The sequence below is a fragment of the Sphingomonas sp. R647 genome (assembly GCF_020177055.1).
Taxonomy (GTDB): Bacteria; Pseudomonadota; Alphaproteobacteria; order Sphingomonadales; family Sphingomonadaceae; genus Sphingomonas.
The window spans coordinates 72,907-90,413 of the sequence record NZ_JAIQXT010000008.1; the positions used below are offsets into that span (position 1 = coordinate 72,907).

18 protein-coding genes are annotated in these 17,507 nt (G+C 67.1%); 15 read left to right on the plus strand and 3 right to left on the minus strand.

Going from position 1 to position 17,507, the window contains the following annotated elements; translation table 11 throughout:
* Positions 1-6 precede the first annotated feature (6 nt).
* The 3 genes from K9B35_RS18350 to K9B35_RS18360 all read right to left on the minus strand — a co-directional run bounded on the left by K9B35_RS18350 (position 7) and on the right by K9B35_RS18360 (position 1,744).
* Positions 7-261 carry a PqqD family protein gene (locus tag K9B35_RS18350; protein ID WP_224923448.1) on the minus strand — a complete coding sequence of 85 codons (255 nt, stop codon included), beginning with the start codon at positions 259-261 and terminating at the stop codon, positions 7-9.
* A 111-nt stretch (positions 262-372) separates the two neighbouring features.
* On the minus strand, positions 373-1,167 hold the full coding sequence (locus tag K9B35_RS18355; RefSeq protein WP_224923449.1) for a phytanoyl-CoA dioxygenase family protein: 795 nt from the start codon (positions 1,165-1,167) through the stop codon (positions 373-375).
* Positions 1,168-1,231: 64 nt separating this feature from the next.
* Positions 1,232-1,744, minus strand: a complete 513-nt coding sequence (locus K9B35_RS18360; RefSeq protein ID WP_224923450.1) for a DNA-deoxyinosine glycosylase — start codon at positions 1,742-1,744, stop codon at positions 1,232-1,234.
* 115 nt (positions 1,745-1,859) lie between these two features.
* On the opposite strand from K9B35_RS18360, the gene K9B35_RS18365 reads away from it, so the two are divergent.
* The 15 genes from K9B35_RS18365 to murB all read left to right on the plus strand — a co-directional run bounded on the left by K9B35_RS18365 (position 1,860) and on the right by murB (position 17,445).
* Positions 1,860-2,852 (plus strand): cysteine synthase A, encoded by a 993-nt coding sequence (locus K9B35_RS18365; protein WP_224923451.1) that lies wholly within the window; start codon positions 1,860-1,862, stop codon positions 2,850-2,852.
* Between the two features lie 95 nt (positions 2,853-2,947).
* Positions 2,948-3,220, plus strand: a complete 273-nt coding sequence (locus K9B35_RS18370) for a hypothetical protein (protein ID WP_224923452.1) — start codon at positions 2,948-2,950, stop codon at positions 3,218-3,220.
* 384 nt (positions 3,221-3,604) lie between these two features.
* Positions 3,605-4,075 (plus strand): division/cell wall cluster transcriptional repressor MraZ, encoded by a 471-nt coding sequence (locus K9B35_RS18375; RefSeq protein ID WP_224923453.1) that lies wholly within the window; start codon positions 3,605-3,607, stop codon positions 4,073-4,075.
* Complete coding sequence (rsmH, locus tag K9B35_RS18380; RefSeq protein WP_224923454.1) at positions 4,072-5,034, plus strand: 16S rRNA (cytosine(1402)-N(4))-methyltransferase RsmH; 963 nt, start codon at positions 4,072-4,074, stop codon at positions 5,032-5,034. Before K9B35_RS18375 ends, rsmH begins: the two co-directional genes overlap by 4 nt.
* A gap of 10 nt (positions 5,035-5,044) precedes the next feature.
* Positions 5,045-5,644, plus strand: coding sequence for a hypothetical protein (locus tag K9B35_RS18385; RefSeq protein ID WP_224923455.1), 600 nt, complete (start codon positions 5,045-5,047; stop codon positions 5,642-5,644).
* Entirely contained in the window at positions 5,641-7,383 is a 1,743-nt protein-coding gene (locus K9B35_RS18390; RefSeq protein ID WP_224923456.1) for a peptidoglycan D,D-transpeptidase FtsI family protein, read from the plus strand. Before K9B35_RS18385 ends, K9B35_RS18390 begins: the two co-directional genes overlap by 4 nt.
* Positions 7,380-8,795 carry a UDP-N-acetylmuramoyl-L-alanyl-D-glutamate--2,6-diaminopimelate ligase gene (locus K9B35_RS18395; RefSeq protein WP_224923457.1) on the plus strand — a complete coding sequence of 472 codons (1,416 nt, stop codon included), beginning with the start codon at positions 7,380-7,382 and terminating at the stop codon, positions 8,793-8,795. The genes K9B35_RS18390 and K9B35_RS18395 overlap by 4 nt, the downstream gene beginning before the upstream one ends.
* On the plus strand, positions 8,792-10,168 hold the full coding sequence (locus K9B35_RS18400; protein WP_224923458.1) for a UDP-N-acetylmuramoyl-tripeptide--D-alanyl-D-alanine ligase: 1,377 nt from the start codon (positions 8,792-8,794) through the stop codon (positions 10,166-10,168). The genes K9B35_RS18395 and K9B35_RS18400 overlap by 4 nt, the downstream gene beginning before the upstream one ends.
* The gene (gene mraY, locus K9B35_RS18405) at positions 10,168-11,238 is read left to right on the plus strand and encodes a phospho-N-acetylmuramoyl-pentapeptide-transferase (protein WP_224923459.1); all 1,071 of its coding nucleotides are present in this window, start codon (positions 10,168-10,170) and stop codon (positions 11,236-11,238) included. The genes K9B35_RS18400 and mraY overlap by 1 nt, the downstream gene beginning before the upstream one ends.
* Entirely contained in the window at positions 11,235-12,551 is a 1,317-nt protein-coding gene (murD, locus tag K9B35_RS18410; RefSeq protein ID WP_224923460.1) for a UDP-N-acetylmuramoyl-L-alanine--D-glutamate ligase, read from the plus strand. Before mraY ends, murD begins: the two co-directional genes overlap by 4 nt.
* Positions 12,548-13,777, plus strand: a complete 1,230-nt coding sequence (locus K9B35_RS18415) for an FtsW/RodA/SpoVE family cell cycle protein (RefSeq protein WP_412103488.1) — start codon at positions 12,548-12,550, stop codon at positions 13,775-13,777. The genes murD and K9B35_RS18415 overlap by 4 nt, the downstream gene beginning before the upstream one ends.
* Positions 13,774-14,937: an undecaprenyldiphospho-muramoylpentapeptide beta-N-acetylglucosaminyltransferase gene (gene murG / locus K9B35_RS18420; RefSeq protein WP_224923461.1), complete on the plus strand. Its 1,164-nt coding sequence runs from the start codon at positions 13,774-13,776 to the stop codon at positions 14,935-14,937. The genes K9B35_RS18415 and murG overlap by 4 nt, the downstream gene beginning before the upstream one ends.
* Complete coding sequence (murC, locus tag K9B35_RS18425) at positions 14,934-16,364, plus strand: UDP-N-acetylmuramate--L-alanine ligase (protein ID WP_224923462.1); 1,431 nt, start codon at positions 14,934-14,936, stop codon at positions 16,362-16,364. The genes murG and murC overlap by 4 nt, the downstream gene beginning before the upstream one ends.
* Positions 16,361-16,555 (plus strand): hypothetical protein, encoded by a 195-nt coding sequence (locus K9B35_RS18430; protein ID WP_224923463.1) that lies wholly within the window; start codon positions 16,361-16,363, stop codon positions 16,553-16,555. The genes murC and K9B35_RS18430 overlap by 4 nt, the downstream gene beginning before the upstream one ends.
* Complete coding sequence (gene murB / locus K9B35_RS18435; RefSeq protein ID WP_224923464.1) at positions 16,552-17,445, plus strand: UDP-N-acetylmuramate dehydrogenase; 894 nt, start codon at positions 16,552-16,554, stop codon at positions 17,443-17,445. The genes K9B35_RS18430 and murB overlap by 4 nt, the downstream gene beginning before the upstream one ends.
* The last annotated feature ends 62 nt before the right edge of the window (positions 17,446-17,507 follow it).

The window sequence follows — 17,507 nt, forward strand, 5'->3', positions numbered from 1 at the left end:
GCGCGGTCATGCGTCCCGTACCTCGATCAGCCCTTTTTCCGCGAGGTGCGTCAGGAAGGTCAGCACGCTCGATTGGATCCGGTCGAGCGGAGCATCATAGGCCGTCGTGAGATCGGCACACAGCGCATCCACCTGACGCGGCTGCGCAATGCGGGTCCAGATGTCGGACCCGATGGAATCGAATTCGAAATAACGGCCAGACTGAATGTCGAGCAGGACCGCACTCTCGTCGAGCGAGGCGGCGAAAACTGCCGGGCTCACGACAACCCATTGATCGATACGGACGTTCACACGCATACCTTGTAAGACCGCACGGACCGGTGTGCCGACGCCCGGATAGAAATGGCGGCCGCAAGATGCAACCGGCGCGCGTCAGCGCTCGAGAATATCCGCCCGGCTGAACCGCGCCTGCCAGCGTGGTTTCCACCCCGCAAAAACCTCCTGCGAGACTTTGAGCTTGCGATAGTTCGTCGCTTCGGGCGGTTCGATTTCGACCCACCATTCGCGGCTGAGTGCGGTGAAGAGCACCGGGCGCGGGGTGGTGCCGTGATTGGCGAGGCCGGTATGGTAGATGCGATAGTCCCACAGGATCGCGCTGCCCGGATGGACGATGGGGGCGAGGTCGTGCGGGGTGTCGGGCGCGTTGGTCGCGCCGGAGCGGTGGCTGCCGCGCCAGAAGGCGGTGCGGCCGCTGGTTTCGTCCATGGTGACGAGTGGGACGGCAAAGGCTAGGGCGAAGGGGGGCAGGAGGCGGTCGAGCCCTTCGCGCGGATAGAGCCAGGCGTCTCGGTGCGCGGTCTGATTGGGCGCGCCGGGGACTGCGACGAGCAGGCCGACCGAGTCGACCTTGAATGCTTCGGCAAGCAACTCGGTTGCAATGTGTGCGACGGGCTTGGGCAGCAGGATCGCGGGATCGGCGAGCGCGCCATCGACCAGCAGCGGGATCGTGTGGCGGCCGACATAGGGGCCGAAATATTTGCTGCGGTCGGGCTCTGCCATGTCGGGGTGACGCGCGGTGATCTCGGCGCTGCAGGTGGCGAGGAGCGCAGGGTCGATCAGGTCGTCGAGCACCACCACGCCGTCGCGGCGCAGGATGCCAATCGCCGCGGTTACCGCGGCGCTCCGGTCGGTGCCGGGCGCGAAGGATACGCGGTTGTCGCTGCTCATCTGTTTCCCCTGCCCGAACCGCGCGTACCTTTGCTGGCGCGGCAAGGCTTTTGCAACCGGGGCGTCAGGTGAGAAAGGGGCGCAGCGCAAGCCAGGGGGGGAGCTTGGCAGGTAGGCCGACGGTGTGGAGCGGGCTGGAGGAAGGGAGGGCGAGGATCGTCCAGGGCGATGCCTGTGTGCCGAGCTGGCGCAGGCCGAGCCGGTGGGCGGTCGCGCCGTTGAAGGCGATGGCGCGCAGGTCGGGCAGGGTGGCGGCGAGGGTGGCGAGGTCGTTGGGTTCGGCCTGCGCGATGGCAGCGTCGCTGCTGCCCGGTCGCGTGGCGCTGGCGACCGCGTCCCACAGGCCGATGCGGGCGTCGCGCAGGGCGGCGAGGCGGGCTTCGTAGGGCAGGGTGGGGAGGTCGTCGCGCGCGATGACGGCGGCGATCAGGCGCCAGAACTGGTTCTGCGGGTGCGCGTAATATTGCCGCGCGGCGAGGCTGCGGTCGCCGGGCAGGCTGCCGCAGACGAGCACGCGGGTGCGGGCGTCGGTGACCGGCGCGAAGCTGGCCTTGCGGGGTGGAGCGGGGTGCGACACGGCGTGGCCCTTAGCATTCCAGCGGCGTCAGCGGGAGGGCGAGGCAAGCGTGTGGCGGTGCCCGCATAGTTTCGCTTGCTTGCGGGGCGGCGGGGGCAGTGCCTATGTTCCGGCCATGAAGGTTGCACAGGATACCATCGCGCTGATCGGCAACACCCCGCTCGTCCGGCTGAAAGGGCCGAGCGAGGCCGCCGGGTGCGACATTTTCGGCAAGTGCGAATTCGCCAATCCCGGCGCGAGCGTGAAGGATCGCGCGGCGCTGTTCATCGTCGAGGATGCCGAGGCGACGGGCCTGCTCCAGCCGGGCGGGACGATCGTCGAGGGAACGGCGGGGAATACCGGCATTGGCCTCGCGCTGGTCGCCAATGCCAAGGGCTACAAGACGATCATCGTCATGCCGGAGACGCAGAGCCGCGAGAAGATGGACACGCTGCGCGCTCTGGGCGCGGAGCTGGTGCTGGTGCCGGCCGCGCCCTATTCGAACCCCGGGCATTTCGTGCACACGTCGCGGCGCATCGCCGAGGAGACGCCGAACGCGATCTGGGCGAACCAGTTCGACAATATCGCCAATCGCCGCGCGCATATCGTCGGGACCGCCGAGGAAATCTGGGCCCAGATGGAGGGGCGGATCGACGGCTTTACCTGTGCCGCCGGGACCGGCGGGACGATCGCGGGGGTTGGCCTTGGCCTCAAGGAAAAGGACGAGAAGGTCCGCATTGCGCTGTCGGACCCGCATGGCGCGGCGCTGTACAACTATTACGCACATGGCGAGCTCAAGGCCGAAGGGTCGTCGGTGGCCGAGGGGATCGGGCAGGGGCGGATCACCGCGAACCTTGAGGGGGCGCCGATCGATACACAGTTCCGCATCGGCGACGATGAGGGGATGGAGTGGGTGCGTCGCCTGCTCGCCGAGGAAGGGCTGTGCCTGGGGCTGTCGTCGGGGATCAATGTCGCCGGCGCGGTGGCTCTGGGGCGCGAATTGGGGCCGGGGGCGCGGGTCGTGACGATCCTGTGCGATACGGGATTCCGTTATCTTTCAACGCTGTACAATCCGGAGTGGCTGCGACTCAAGGGGCTGCAAGTGCCCGAGTGGCTTGATCGAAGCTAACGCAACTGCAAAATCGGGGTTCGACAATCGGCTGTTAAGGCGTTACATTTATGCCACAGCTTATGAAGTCGATGCCCAGCGATCCTCAATCCAGTATGCAGCGGGTCCGCGTCGGACTGACGGGGCTTGCCACCGTCCTCCTGCTGATCGGCGTGGCGAGCGCAGTGTTTTCATCGGCGCGGGACGAGGCCCCGGTCCTCGCAGAAGGCGCGCCAAAGCCTGAAGTGGTTGCCAACATGACCGAAGGCATGGTGACCAACAGCGCCGCCGAACCCAAGGACGAGCCGATCGCCGAGCTTGGCATCGCGCCGCGCACCGCCGAGAGCCCCGATCCCGATCTGACGCCAGACCCCGCCGCCGGGGAATGAGCGCCGTGCGCGTGCGACTCCGTGTCGTGTCGCGGGAATTTCCGGGAATTGTCGCCACTGTCCGCCTGCCCTGCCCGAGCGGCGGCGGATTCCCCCAGATTGCTTTGCCAGCCCCTTGGAACAGAAGGTGCCCACTTAACGAATGAAGTGAAAACGGCGGTAAGATGTGGCGCCTAGTGGGGCAAATTACCGCGAAATCCCGAGTTCAGGCATTGAAAACCCGGACTGCTTGCGATAGGCCAGCGGTTAACAGGGTAACCTTTATCGTCGGCCATCATGGGTCCGGGGCGTGCGATGGCGCGCCGCGACAGGCGGAAAGGCGTGCCCGGGAGGCAAGGGGCAAGGGTGGCACGCAGCGGCTACAGAGGGGTTGGCTTACAGCTGGTGGACGACAAGGGTCGTGTCGCCATCCCTGCCGGGCTGCGCGCAACGCTCGAGAAGAACAGCGGCCAGCCGAGCGACAGCAAGGACGCCCGGGTCGCGATCCTGTCCACCCACGAAACTGACAAATGCCTGGTCGCCTATGACGAGCCCTTCTTTGACTCGCTGATGGAGCGGCTCGACGCGCGGGCGACCGAGTTTGCCGGCGAGCGCGGTCAGGCCGACGCCAATATCTGGCGCGACGGCGTGGGGACGAGCGAGAATATCGCGTTCGACCCGTCGGGCCGGTTCGTGCTGCCGGGCATGCTCGGCCATCTCGCGGGCATTCCCAAGGGCAGCTACGCCTTTTTCATGGGCGTCGGCGCGACGATCGAAGTGTGGAACCCGCGCACCCTGCTCGATCACCCGACGATCTCCGAACAGATCAAGGCGGCGTGCCGCTATTGCCTGGAAGAGAAGGGGGTGGTGCTGTGACCGCAACCTTCGCCCACGATGCCGTTAACCAGGATCGTCCACATGTTCCGGTGATGCTGGCAGAGGTGCTCGACGCGCTCGCCATCGTGCCGGGCGAGCGCCATGTCGATGGGACCTTCGGTGCCGGTGGCTATACGCGTGCGTTCCTCGAGCGGGGCGCCGAGGTGGTCGCCTTCGATCGCGATCCCGATGCGATCGAAGGCGGTCAAGCGCTTGTGAATGCGAGTGAAAATCGACTGATCCTGATCCAGTCGCCGTTCTCCGCGATGGACCGTGAGCTGGCTGTGCGTGACCTGTCGCCGGTCGATGGCGTAACGCTCGACATCGGCGTGTCGTCGATGCAGCTTGACCAGGCCGACCGGGGTTTCAGCTTTCAGTCGGACGGTCCGCTCGACATGCGGATGGACCAGTCGGGCATGACTGCCGCCGAACTCGTTAACGAAATCAGCGAGTCTGATTTAACCACGATATTGCGGAATTACGGGGAAGAAAAACAGGCCCGACGTGTGGCACAAGCGATTGTGAAGGCACGGCCTCTCGCGCGCACGGGGGATCTGGCCAATGTGGTGCGGCGCGCCCTTGGGTACCGTCCGCATGAGAAGAAGGACCCGGCTACCCGGACCTTCCAGGCGATCCGGATTCACCTCAACCGCGAGCTCGACGAGCTTGAGGAAGGGCTGGTCGCGGCCGAGCGGGCGCTGAAGCCCGGCGGGCGGCTGGTGGTGGTGACGTTCCACAGCCTGGAAGACCGGATGGTCAAGAAATTCCTGCGCGAACGCAGCGGGAGCGAACCGACGGGATCGCGGCATCGCCCGATGATCGCGGCGGAACAGGCGCCGAGCTTTGAACCGCCCGCAAAGGCGATCCGGGCCGGTGAGGATGAGATTGCGGTGAACCCGCGTGCCCGGTCCGCGACCTTGCGCGTCGCGCGGCGCACGGCGGCACCGGCGTGGCGTTGAGGAGGCGGTGATGGCGATCAAGGCGTTGAGCGGATTCGGGTGGTTCCTGACCGGCGTGGTCGTGACGCCGGCCTGCTATCTGGTGTCGTCGCAGGTTGCGGCCGAGCGGTCGAAGGTCGAGGCGGTCGAGCGCGCGATTGCGAAGGCGCACAAGGATATTCGCGGCCTTGAGACCGAGTTCGACACGCGCGCCAACCTCGCCCAGCTCGAGCGCTGGAACGGCGAGGTGATGCGCTACACCGCGCCGACGCCGCGCCAGTTCCTGGCGAGCGATACCGAACTGGCGGCGCTGCGCCCGATGGAAGGTGACGGGACCGCCGAGCGCTATGCAGCGATGGTCGTTCCGCAGGGCCTGCCCGAAGTGGTGCGCGGCCCGGCGGTGGCGAGTGATGCGGTCGCGGCGGTCAAGCCGGCGGTGGTCGAGAAGACGGCGGCTGCACCGGTTGCGGTGGCGGCTGCTGCCGTGGCCAAGCCCAAGCGGGCGGCCGCGCCGGCCCCGGTAGTGGCAAAGGACAAGGCGGTGGCGGCGCTGGATCGCAGCCTGCTCAAGGATTCGAGCTTTGGCGACCTGATGCAGGGCGTCCGCGCGGAGGCGCGCAAATTGCGGTGACGGTCCTGGTCGCCCCTGCGCCGCGGATCCGCCCACGCGACGGCAGCCGGTCGTCGCCGATTGCGGTCGCGCATGTGCGGCTGATGATCCTGACCCTGTTGTTCGCGGCGGCGTTTGCGGTGATCGTGGGGCGGCTGGCGCTGCTGGCGGTGTTTGCCGAGCCGCAGCGTGCGCCGAGCGTCAACGCGATGCTGGTCCCGCTGCGCGGCGATCTGGTCGACCGCAACGGCGCGCCACTCGCCCGCACGATCGACGCCTGGTCGATCGGCGTGCGGCCTGACCGGGTGATCGGCGACAAGGCGGCGCTGGCGCAGATGCTGGCCGCCACGCTGCCTGGCAAGAGCGCCGGTGAGTACGCCAAGCTGCTCAACAGCGGTTCGAAGTTCACCTATCTCCAGCGGCGCGCGGTGCCCGAGTTGGTCGCCGCCGTCCATGCGCTGGGCGAGCCGGGGATCGAGTTCGCGCGCGAACCGCAACGGCTGTATCCGCAGGCCACGCTGGCTGCGCACGCGTTGGGCTTTGTCGATTTCAACGGCAAGGGCGTCAGCGGGATGGAGCATATCCTTGACCGCCAGCTGACCGATCCGGCGCAGCGGGGACAGCCTGTGGCGCTGTCGATCGACCTGCGCGCGCAGGCGGCGCTGGACAGCGAGCTCGGCGCGGCGATGGCCAGTTTCCAGGCGCAGGGCGCGGCGGGCGTGATCCTTGATGTCGCGACGGGTGAAGTGGTGGCGATGACGTCGCTGCCGACGTTCAACCCGAACAATGTGAAGGGCGCGAACCCCGAGCATTTCCGCAACAATGTGACGCAGAGCGTTTATGAGCTGGGATCGACCTTCAAGCCGTTGACCATGGCGTTCGCAATCGAGACCGGGATCGCGCCGTCGATGTCGAAGCGCTACGACGCGACCGAGCCATTGCAGGTCGGGGGCTTTCGCATCCGCGACGATCACGCGCAAAAGCGCTGGCTGAACATCCCCGAGACACTGATCCATTCATCGAACATCGCGACCGCGCGGATCGCCGATGAGCTGGGCAAGGATCGGATGGAAGCGATGTTCCGCGGCCTTGGCTTCGACACCAAGGCGCCGATCGAGCTGGGCGGCGTGGCGGGGCCGTTGTGGCCGAAATACTGGGCGCGCACCACGGTGATGACCACCGGCTATGGCCATGGCATCGCGGTCACGCCGCTGCATCTGGCGAGCGCCTATGCCGCGATGATCAATGGCGGGGTGTGGCGCCCGGCGACGCTGCGCAAGATCGAACCGGGCAAGGCGCCGGCGGGCCGCCGCGTGATTTCGGAAGCGACCAGCGCGCGGATGCGCCAGCTGATGCGCCTGATCGTCACGCATGGCACCGGCAGCAAGGCCGATGCGGCCGGCTATCGCGTCGGGGGCAAAACCGGCACCGCCGAAGTGCCCGGACGCGGCGGATATCAGCGCAACAAGAACGTATCGACCTTCGCAGCGGCTTTCCCGATGGACGCACCGCGCTATGTGGTGCTGGTGATGCTTGATTCGCCGATCGGTAACGCCGAGTCCGCAGGCCAGTCCACCGCCGGGTGGACCGCGGCCCCCGTCGTCAACCGCGTCGTGATGCGCACCGGCGCGATGCTGGGCGTGGTTCCCGACGAGCGCCGGGACGTGGACGTTTCCGACCTGACCCCGCTGCTGTGGAAGGCGGAGGCGAAGGGCAAGCCCGCCGCCGTCGCCGCGCTCGGCGCGGGGGTGGACGAGTGAAGCTCGCCGACCTGACCGGCGGTGGCGAGCAGGGCATCGTCACCGGTTTCGCCATCGACCATCGCAAGATCGCGCCGGGCACCGTGTTCGGCGCGTTTCGCGGCACCCGTTTCAACGGCGAGGATTATATTGCCGAGGCGGTGGCGCGCGGGGCGATTGCGGTGGTCGCACGGCCCGAAGTGACGGTCGAAGGCGCGGCGCATATCGCGAGCGACCACCCGCGCACCGAATTCGCACGGATCGCGGCGCGGTTCTTTGCGCCGTTCCCTGAGACTTCGGTCGCCGTCACCGGGACCAACGGCAAGACATCGACGGTCGAGATGGTGCGGCAGCTGTGGCGCATGGCGGGGCATCATGCTGCGTCGATCGGTACGCTGGGCGTCACCACCGCGGGCGAGATGGTGTCGACCGGGCTGACCACGCCGGATGTCGTGACGTTCCTGTCCAACGTCGCGGGACTTGCGCGCGAGGGGGTGACGCATCTGGCGTTCGAGGCGTCGAGCCACGGCCTGTCGCAATACCGCACCGAGGGGCTGCCGGTGCGTGCGGCGGCGTTTACGAACCTCAGCCGCGATCACCTCGACTATCACAAGGATATGGCGGATTATTTCACCGCCAAGCTGCGGCTGTTCGCCGATGTGCTCGATCCCGGCGGGACGGCGGTGGTGTGGGCCGACGATCCGCATAGCGAGCGGGTGATCGACATTGCCCGGATGCGCGGTAACCGGATCATCACGGTCGGTGAACATGGCGACACAATCCGGCTGGTGTCGCGCGCGCCGACGCTGCTCGACCAGAAGCTGGAGATTGCGTTCGGCGGCGAGACCTATCGCGTCGGACTGCCGCTGATCGGTGGCTATCAGGCGGCGAATGCGCTGATCGCGGCGGGGCTGGTGATCGCGACCGGCGGCGATCCGGCGCAGACCTTTGCCAATCTGGCGCGGTTGCAGCCGGTGCGCGGCCGGCTGGAGCGCGCGGCGATCAGCAAGACCGGCGCACCGGTCTATGTCGACTATGCGCATACGCCCGATGCGATCGAGGCGGCGATTGCTGCGCTGAAGCCGCATGCAGCGGGGCGGCTGATCCTGGTGTTCGGCGCAGGCGGCGACCGCGATGCGGGCAAGCGCCAGCCGATGGGACAGGCGGCGGTGGCGGGTGCGGACCTGGTGATCGTGACCGATGACAATCCGCGCGGTGAGGATGCGGCGTCGATCCGCCGCGAAGTGATGAAGGGATCCCCGCAGGCGACCGAGATCGGCGACCGGCGCGCGGCGATCGAAGCGGCGATCGCGGCAGCGGGTCCGGAGGACATCGTGCTGATCGCCGGCAAGGGGCATGAGCAGGGGCAGATCGTCGGCGACATGGTGCTGCCGTTCGATGATGTGAGCGTGGCGCGCGAGGCGGCGGCGTGAGTCCGCTGTGGACCTCCGCCGAGATCGCAGCGGCGACGGGCGGGGCGGCTTCGGCGGAGTTTGCGGTCGACGCGGTCGCGTTCGACAGCCGTGAAGTCGGGCCGGGCGCGCTGTTCTTTGCGCTGACCGGCGAGACCACCGACGGGCACAAGTTTCTGGAGCAAGCCTTGGCCAGCGGTGCGGCGGGGGCGGTGGTGTCGCAGGCGACGGCGCATCGGCATGTCCTGACCAGCGACACGATGGCGGCGCTGGAGAATCTAGCCCGCGCCAGCCGCGCGCGGATGGACGGGGTGGTGATCGGCGTGACCGGGTCGGTCGGCAAGACCGGCACCAAGGAGGCGCTGTTCGACTGCCTCGACCGGCCCGAGCCGGGGCAGGCGCATCGCTCGGTCAAAAGCTACAACAACCATACCGGCGTGCCGCTGAGCCTGGCGCGGATGCCGCGCGACACGCGTTTTGGCGTGTTCGAGATGGGGATGAATCATGCCGGCGAACTGGCCACGCTGACCCGGATCGTGCGCCCGCACATCGCGATCGTCACCACCATCGCGCCGGCGCACACCGAATTCTTCGATGGCGAAGAAGCGATTGCCGACGCCAAGGGCGAGATTTTTCAGGGGCTGGAGCCGGGCGGCACCGCGATCGTGCCGTTCGATAGCCCGCATCGCGACCGTCTGATCGCTGCCGCGACGGGGCATGCGGCGCGGATCGTGACCTTTGGCCTTGGCAACGGTGCGGACGTGCGCGCGGTCGAGGTGATGCACGGCCAGCCGGGGGGCACCTTTGTCACCGCGAAGATCGGGGCCGAGAAGACGCTGAGCTTCACGCTGTCGCAGCCGGGCGATCATTGGGTCGCCAATGCGATGGCGGTGCTGGCGGCGGTGGACGCGGCCGGCGGTGATCTGGAGCAGGCGGGGCTGGCGCTGGGCGAGATGGGCGGCCTTGCCGGGCGCGGCGCGCGCTTTGCCGCGCCGGTCGCTGGCGGCGAGGCGCTGGTCATCGACGAGAGCTACAACGCCAACCCCGCATCGATGCGCGCGACGCTGGCGGTGCTGGCCGCGACCCCGGCGACACGGCGCGTCGCGGTGTTGGGCGAAATGCGCGAGCTGGGCGAGCAATCCGGGGACTTTCATGCCGATCTGGCAGAGCCGGTAACGGCGGCAGGCGTCGAAGCGGTGCTTCTTGTCGGCGAGGGGATGAAGCCGCTGGCTGCAGCGCTTGAGGGGCGGGTCGAATTGGTCCATGTCCCCGACGCGGCGAGCGCCCGCGTGTCGCTCGATGCGATGCTGAGGGCCGGGGACGCGGTTCTCATCAAGGGTTCGAACGGGGTCGGGCTGTCGCGGGTCGTCGCGGCGCTGGCGGGAAGGGGCTGATGCTATACGAGATCGCCGAATGGCTGGGCTTTCCGGGCATTTTGAACCTGTTCCGGTACCTGTCGTTCCGCACCGGTGCATCGGTCGCGACCGCGCTGTTGATCGGCCTGATCATCGGGCCGCGCTTTATCGGCTGGCTGCGCGTCCGGCAGGGCAAGGGGCAGCCGATCCGCGCCGATGGACCGCAGAGCCATTTGGCCAAGCGCGGCACGCCGACGATGGGCGGCCTCATGATCCTGACCAGCCTGACGCTGGCGCTGGCGCTGTGGATGGACCTGTCCAACCCGTATATCTGGGCGTGCATCTTCGTGACGCTCGGCTTCGGGATGATCGGATTCCTCGACGACTATGACAAGGTGCGCAAGGCGAGTACGGCGGGTGTGTCCGGGCGGATGCGGCTGCTGGGGGAGTTCGCGATTGCGGGCATCGCGGCGTGGGTGATCACGCTGCAGAACGGGACGATGCTGTATGTGCCGTTCTTCAGCCAGTTCAGCGTCGACCTTGGCTATTTCTACATCGTCTTTGCCGCGTTCACGATCGTGGCGTTCGGCAATGCGGTCAACCTGACCGACGGGCTCGATGGCCTCGCGACGATGCCGGTGATCATCGCAAGCATGGCGTTCATGCTGATCGCCTATGTCGTCGGGAACAAGGTGTTCGCGACGTATCTGGGTATTCCGCATGTGCCGGGGGCGGGCGATCTGGCGATCTTCTGCGGCGCGATCGTTGGCGCTGGCCTCGCCTTCCTGTGGTTCAATGCGCCGCCGGCGGCGGTGTTCATGGGTGATACCGGGTCGCTGGCTCTGGGCGGAGCGCTGGGCGCGATTGCGGTGACGACGCATCACGAGCTGGTGCTGGGGATCATCGGCGGGCTGTTCGTGGTCGAGGCGCTGAGCGTCATCATCCAGGTGTTCTGGTACAAGCGCACCGGCAAGCGCGTGTTCAAGATGGCGCCGATCCACCATCATTTCGAGCAGCTGGGCTGGAGCGAGCCGACGGTCGTGATCCGATTTTGGATCATCGCCTTCGTGCTGGCGCTGGCGGGGCTCGCGACGCTGAAACTGCGGTGATCGTTTCGCGCGCCTGGCGCGGGAAACGCTTTGCGGTACTCGGGCTGGCGCGGTCGGGGGCGGCGAGCGTGCGCGCGCTGCTGGCTGGCGGGGCGGAAGTGCTGGCGTGGGACGATGCCAAGGACAAGCGCGACGCGGTGATAGCCGACGCGCGTGATCTGTTGGACGAGCAGCTGTTCGTCGATGACTTCACCGATTGGCAGGAGATCGAAGCGGATGGCTTCGTCTTTTCTCCGGGTGTTCCGCTCAATCGCCATCCGTTGGCGACCGTTGCCCGCGAAACCGGCGTCCCAATCATCGGCGATATTGAGCTCTTCGCGCAGGCTCGGGGCGAGCTTCCGACGCACAAGGTTGTCGGGATTACCGGAACTAATGGCAAGTCGACCACGACTGCGCTGATCCACCACATCCTCGAAACCGCCGGTATCCCCGCGCGGCTGGGCGGGAATATCGGGTTGCCGATCCTGGGGCAGGAGCCGTTGCCTGAGGGCGGCGTCTATGTGCTCGAGCTGTCGAGCTATCAGATCGACCTGACCCAAAGCCTCGATTGCGAGGTGGCGGTGCTGCTCAACATCACGCCGGATCATCTCGATCGGTATGACGGGTTCGATGGCTATGCGGCGTCGAAGGCGCGGCTGTTTGCGATGCAGTCCAAGGGGCATGCGGCGATCATCGGGATCGGTGACGAGGCGTCGCAGGGGGTGGCCAAGCAGGTCGCGCGGGCGGGTCGCGCCGAGGACCTGACCAAGATCGCGCCGGGCTTCTGCATGGACCAGTCGCGCTGGCCCGCGTTGCAGGGGCCGCACAATGCGCAGAACGCGCTGGCCGCGATTGCCGCGTGCGAGGCGCTGGGGGTGGATCAGGCGAGCATCGACCGCGGCCTTGAGAGCTTTCCCGGGCTGCCGCACCGGATGGAGCGGGTCGCGACCAGGAACGGCGTGCTGTTCGTCAATGACAGCAAGGCGACCAATGCGGAATCGACCGCGCCGGCGCTGGCCGCCTATCCGCGCGTCCACTGGATTTTGGGCGGCAAGGCCAAGACCGCCGATCTCGATGCTTGCCGTTCGGGTTTCCCCCATATTGTCCGCGCCTACACCATCGGCGAAGCGACGGAGATGTTTGCGGAAATCCTGAAGGGCGAGATCCCGGTCGAACGCTCGGGCACGCTCGCCGGGGCGGTGCGTGCGGCGGCGGCGAATGCGGCGGCGGGGGAGACGGTGTTGCTGTCCCCGGCGTGCGCGTCGTTCGACCAGTTCCGCGACTATGAGGATCGCGGTGACCAGTTCCGCGCGGCGGTGGAGGCTTTGTTTTGACCGACGTGATCCGCACTAGCCCCAAGCGCAAGCCGCTGCGCGAGCGGTTCGAGGACCAGCTGAGCCGCGGCAGCAAGACCCCGCTGGGGCTGTGGTTCTGGGAAATCGACCGCATCCTGTTGCTGCTTGCGTTTCTGCTGATCGGCATCGGGCTGGTCGCGGTGGCGGCAGCGTCGCCCGCATCGGCCGAGCGCTATTCGGATTCGACCAAGCAGTTTGCGGCGATGCATTATTTCTGGCGGCAGGCGCTGTGGATCGGGTTATCGATCCCGGTGCTGCTGGTCGTGTCGATGCTGCCGGTCGGCTTTGCCCGGCGTGGGGCGATCCTGGGCACGGCGATCTGCGTGCTGCTGGTCGGGGTTGCGGCGTTCTTTGGCGCCGAGGTCAACGGCGCGCGGCGCTGGATCGGCATTGGCATCGCGTCGTTCCAGCCGTCCGAGTTTCTCAAGCCGCTCTACATCGTCACCACCGCCTGGCTGTTGTCGCTGCGCGCGAAGGACCCGAGCCTGCCGGTGATCCCGCTGACCGGCGTGCTGACCTTCGTCATTGCGGCGCTGCTGATGAAGCAGCCCGATTTCGGGCAGACGATGATCTTTGCGCTGGTCTGGGTGATCCTGCTGATGCTGTCGGGGATTTCGACGCGCGCGATCGGGTTCCTGGGCGGGGCGGGGATTGCCGGGGTGGTCGCGGCCTATCTGTTCTACGACACCGCACGCACGCGCATCGACAGCTTCCTGTTCCCCGATCCCGAAAAGGCGGCGGCGGAGCATTACCAGACCGACATGGCGCATGCGGTGCTGACCGGTGGCGGGGCGACCGGCACTGGCCCCGGCGGCGGGACGGTCAAGTTCAAGCTGCCCGAGGCGCATACCGATTATATCTTTTCGGTCATGGGCGAGGAGTTCGGCCTGATCGCGTGCATCGTCATCGCGCTGATCTACCTCGCCATCGTCGTGCGCGTGCTGATCAAGCTGCTGGACGAGGAGGATGCGTTCCGGTTGCTCGCGGCGGCGGGGCTGGCGGCCCAATTCGGGATTCAGGCGGTGATCAACATGGCGGTGAACACCGGGCTTGCCCCCTCCAAGGGAATGACCTTGCCCTTCATTTCCTATGGCGGATCGTCGATGGTGGCGCTGTCGATCGGAATGGGACTGCTGCTCGCTTTCACGCGGCGGAACCCGTATCTGAAGCGCTCCAACTATACGGTTCGAGGAAACAATAAATGACTTCGGGACGGCATTACGTCCTCGCCGCCGGGGGCACTGGCGGACATATGGTTCCCGCTGCGGCATTGGCGGCGGAGCTGATGCGGCGCGGGCATAGCGTTGCGCTGATCTCCGACGAGCGCGGGGTGCGGTTTCCCGACCTGTTCGACGGGATCGCGACGCATGTCGTCCCGGCATCGCGCTTTGCCGGAGGGCCGCTCGGCTGGCTGAAGGCGCTGCGGACGATGGCCAAGGGGCGGTCGCAGGCGCGCAAGCTGTATCGCCAGTTCCGTCCTGCCGCAGTGGTGGCATTCGGCGGCTATGCGTCGATGCCCGCGCTGTCGGCGGCGTTCGCGGCGAAGGTGCCGACGGTGATCCATGAGCAGAATGCCGTGCTGGGCCGGGTCAACCGGCTGGTGGCGGGCAAGGTGGGGGCGATCGCCACCAGCTATGCCGAGGTTGCGCGGCTGAAGCCGTCTTATGCCAACAAGACCCATCTGACCGGCAATCCGGTGCGTGAGGCGGTTCTGGAGCTGCGGCTGCGGCCCTACCCGCCGCTGGAGGAGGATGGCATCTTCCGCGTGCTGGTCACCGGGGGAAGTCAGGGCGCGTCGGTGCTGAGCCAAGTCGTTCCCGATGGGCTCGCGCTGCTGCCCGTGCATTTCCGCCGCCGGTTGCAGGTGACGCATCAGGCGCGGGTCGAGGATATTGACGAGGTGCGTCGGAAGTATGCCGAGCATGGCATTCCGGCGGAGATCGCGACGTATTTGCCCGATCTGCCCGAGCGGCTGGCATGGGCGCATATCGTGATTGCGCGCGCGGGCGCTTCGACCATCGCCGAGCTGACCGCCGCAGGGCGTCCGGCGATCCTGGTACCGCTGCCAAGTGCGACTGACGATCATCAGACTGCCAATGCGCGCGAGATCAGCGCGGCGGGCGGGGCGCGGACGATCCCGCAGCGGTCGTTCACGGCGCAGGAGCTGGCCAAGCAGATCCAGAAACTGGGGCTGGACCCCGAGGGGCTGGCGCATGCCGCGGCGTGTGCGCGCAGCGTCGGGCGGCCCGATGCGGTCCGCGATCTGGCGGATCTGGTGGAATCGATCGACGCCGACTGGGCGTCGGCAGGAATGGGACGGGCCGAGCCGGTGAAAATCGCGCAGGGCGGGGAGGCGTTTGCGTGAAGGGTGTCGCGAAGGATATCGGCACGATCCATTTCGTCGGGATCGGCGGGATCGGCATGTCGGGCATTGCCGAGGTGATGCATAACCTGGGTTACAAGGTGCAGGGCAGCGACAGTGCCGAGGGCTATGTCGTCGAAGGTCTACGCAAGCGTGGCATTGCGATCACGATCGGGCAGAGCGCGGACAATCTGGGCGATGCGGCGGTGGTCGTGACCTCGACCGCGATCAAGCGCGACAACCCCGAAGTGCAGGCCGCCTATGCGGCGCGGATTCCGGTGGTGCGGCGCGCGGAGATGCTGGCCGAGCTGATGCGGCTCAAGTCCACCGTCGCGGTGGCGGGGACGCATGGCAAGACCACGACGACGAGCATGATCGCAGCGCTGCTTGATGCGGGCGGGATCGACCCGACCGTGATCAATGGCGGCATCATCAACCAGTACGGCTCCAACGCGCGGCTGGGCGACAGCGAGTGGATGGTGGTTGAGGCTGATGAGAGCGACGGCAGCTTCCTGCGGCTCGATGGCACGATCGCGGTGGTGACCAACATCGATCCAGAGCATCTCGATCACTATGGCAGCTTCGAGCGGGCCAAGGACGCCTATGTCGAGTTCGTCGAGAATGTGCCTTTTTACGGTGCGGCGCTGCTGTGCCTCGACCATCCCGAGGTGCAGGCAATCATCCCGCGCGTGCGCGACCGGCGGATCGTGACCTATGGCTTTGCCGCGAGCGCAGATGTGCGCGGGGTCAATGTCACGCCGCATGTGGGCGGCAACAAGTTCGAGGCGATCATCCGCCATCGCGACGGGACGACGCGGTCGATCGAGGGGATCGATCTGCCGATGCCGGGGCGGCACAATGTCCAGAATGCGCTCGCCGCGATCGGCGTGGCGCTGGAAATGGGCATCGACGATGCGACGATCCAGAACGGCTTTGCCAAGTTCGGCGGGGTCAAGCGGCGCTTTACCAAGGTCGGCGAAATCGCGTTCGACGGACAGCCGCCCGCGATCGTGATCGACGATTATGGCCACCATCCGGTCGAGATCCGCGCAGTGTTGTCGGCGGCGCGCGAGAGCAGTCAGGGGCGGGTGATCGCGGTGGTGCAGCCGCATCGCTATTCGCGGCTCGGCAATCTGATGGATGACTTTGCGCAGGCGTTCAACGACGCCGACATGGTACTGGTGACGCCGGTCTATGCCGCGGGCGAGGCGTCGGTCGACGGCGTGAGCGGCGAGGCGTTGGTCGAGCGGACGCTGGCGCGCGGGCACCGGCTGGCAGAGAGCGTCGCGGATGCCGATGCGCTTGCGGCGCGGATCGCGGAAGTGGCGCTGCCGGGCGATCTGATCGTGTGTTTGGGTGCGGGCGATATCACGAAGTGGGCGGCGGGCCTCGCCGATGCGGTCGACGCCAAGCGGAGCGTGGCAGCATGAGCGACTGGTTCACCCTCGCCACCGATATGCAGCGCGAAATCCTGCGCGCGCAACAGGCGCAGATGGATGCGGCGAAGACGATGCTCGATACGGGCAAGCAGGTCGCGGCACTGCAGGAGGCCGGGCAGAAAGCGGCCGAGGCCAACCTGTCCTATTGGAAGCAGTGGACGAAATTGTGGGGGATGAAGTGAGCGCAACGCTTCTCCCCAAAGTGCGGGGGAAGTTGACCCCCGACGCGCCGCTGGCGCCGCTCGTCTGGTTCAAGAGTGGCGGGACGGCGGAGTGGCTGTTCGAGCCGGCGGATGTCGCGGATCTGGCCGAGTTTTTGCGCGATCTGGACCCGGCGGTGCCAGTGATGGCGCTGGGGCTGGGGTCGAATTTGATCGTGCGCGACGGCGGGGTGCCGGGCGTGGTGGTGCGGTTGGGCAAGGCGTTTGCGAAGGTTCAGGCCGAGGGGCAGACGCTGACCTGTGGCGGCGGGGCGAGCGGGATTCTGGTGTCGTCCACCGCGCGGGACGCGGGGATCGCGGGCGTCGAGTTTCTGCGGTCGATCCCCGGCACGGTCGGCGGTTTTGTGCGGATGAATGGCGGTGCCTATGGGCGCGAGACCAAGGACGTGCTGGTCGATTGCGAAGTCGTGCTGAGGTCGGGCGAGCGGCTGACGCTGCCGGTCGCGGCGCTGGGCTACACCTATCGCCACTCCGAACTGCCCGAGGGGGCGATCGTGGTGAGCGCGACCTTTCGTGGCGAGCCCGGTGAGCCGGCCGCGATTCAGGCCGAGATGGACCGCATCGCTGCCGCGCGTGAGGCGTCGCAGCCTTTGCGCAGCAAGACTGGAGGGTCGACCTTCAAGAACCCCGAGGGCGACAAGGCGTGGCGGTTGGTCGATGTGGCTGGCTGTCGCGGGCTGACGCGCGGCGGGGCGCAGGTGAGCGAGAAACATACCAACTTCCTGATCAACACCGGCGATGCGACCAGCGCGGATATCGAAGGGCTGGGGGATGACGTGCGCGCGCGGGTGAAGGCGGCGAGCGGGGTTGAGCTTGAGTGGGAGATTCAGCGGGTGGGGTTGGCGAAGTGAGTGAGCTTCCTGCAGCCGTTTGCCCTGAGCCTGTCGAAGGGCGGCTCCCAGCAAACGAAGGG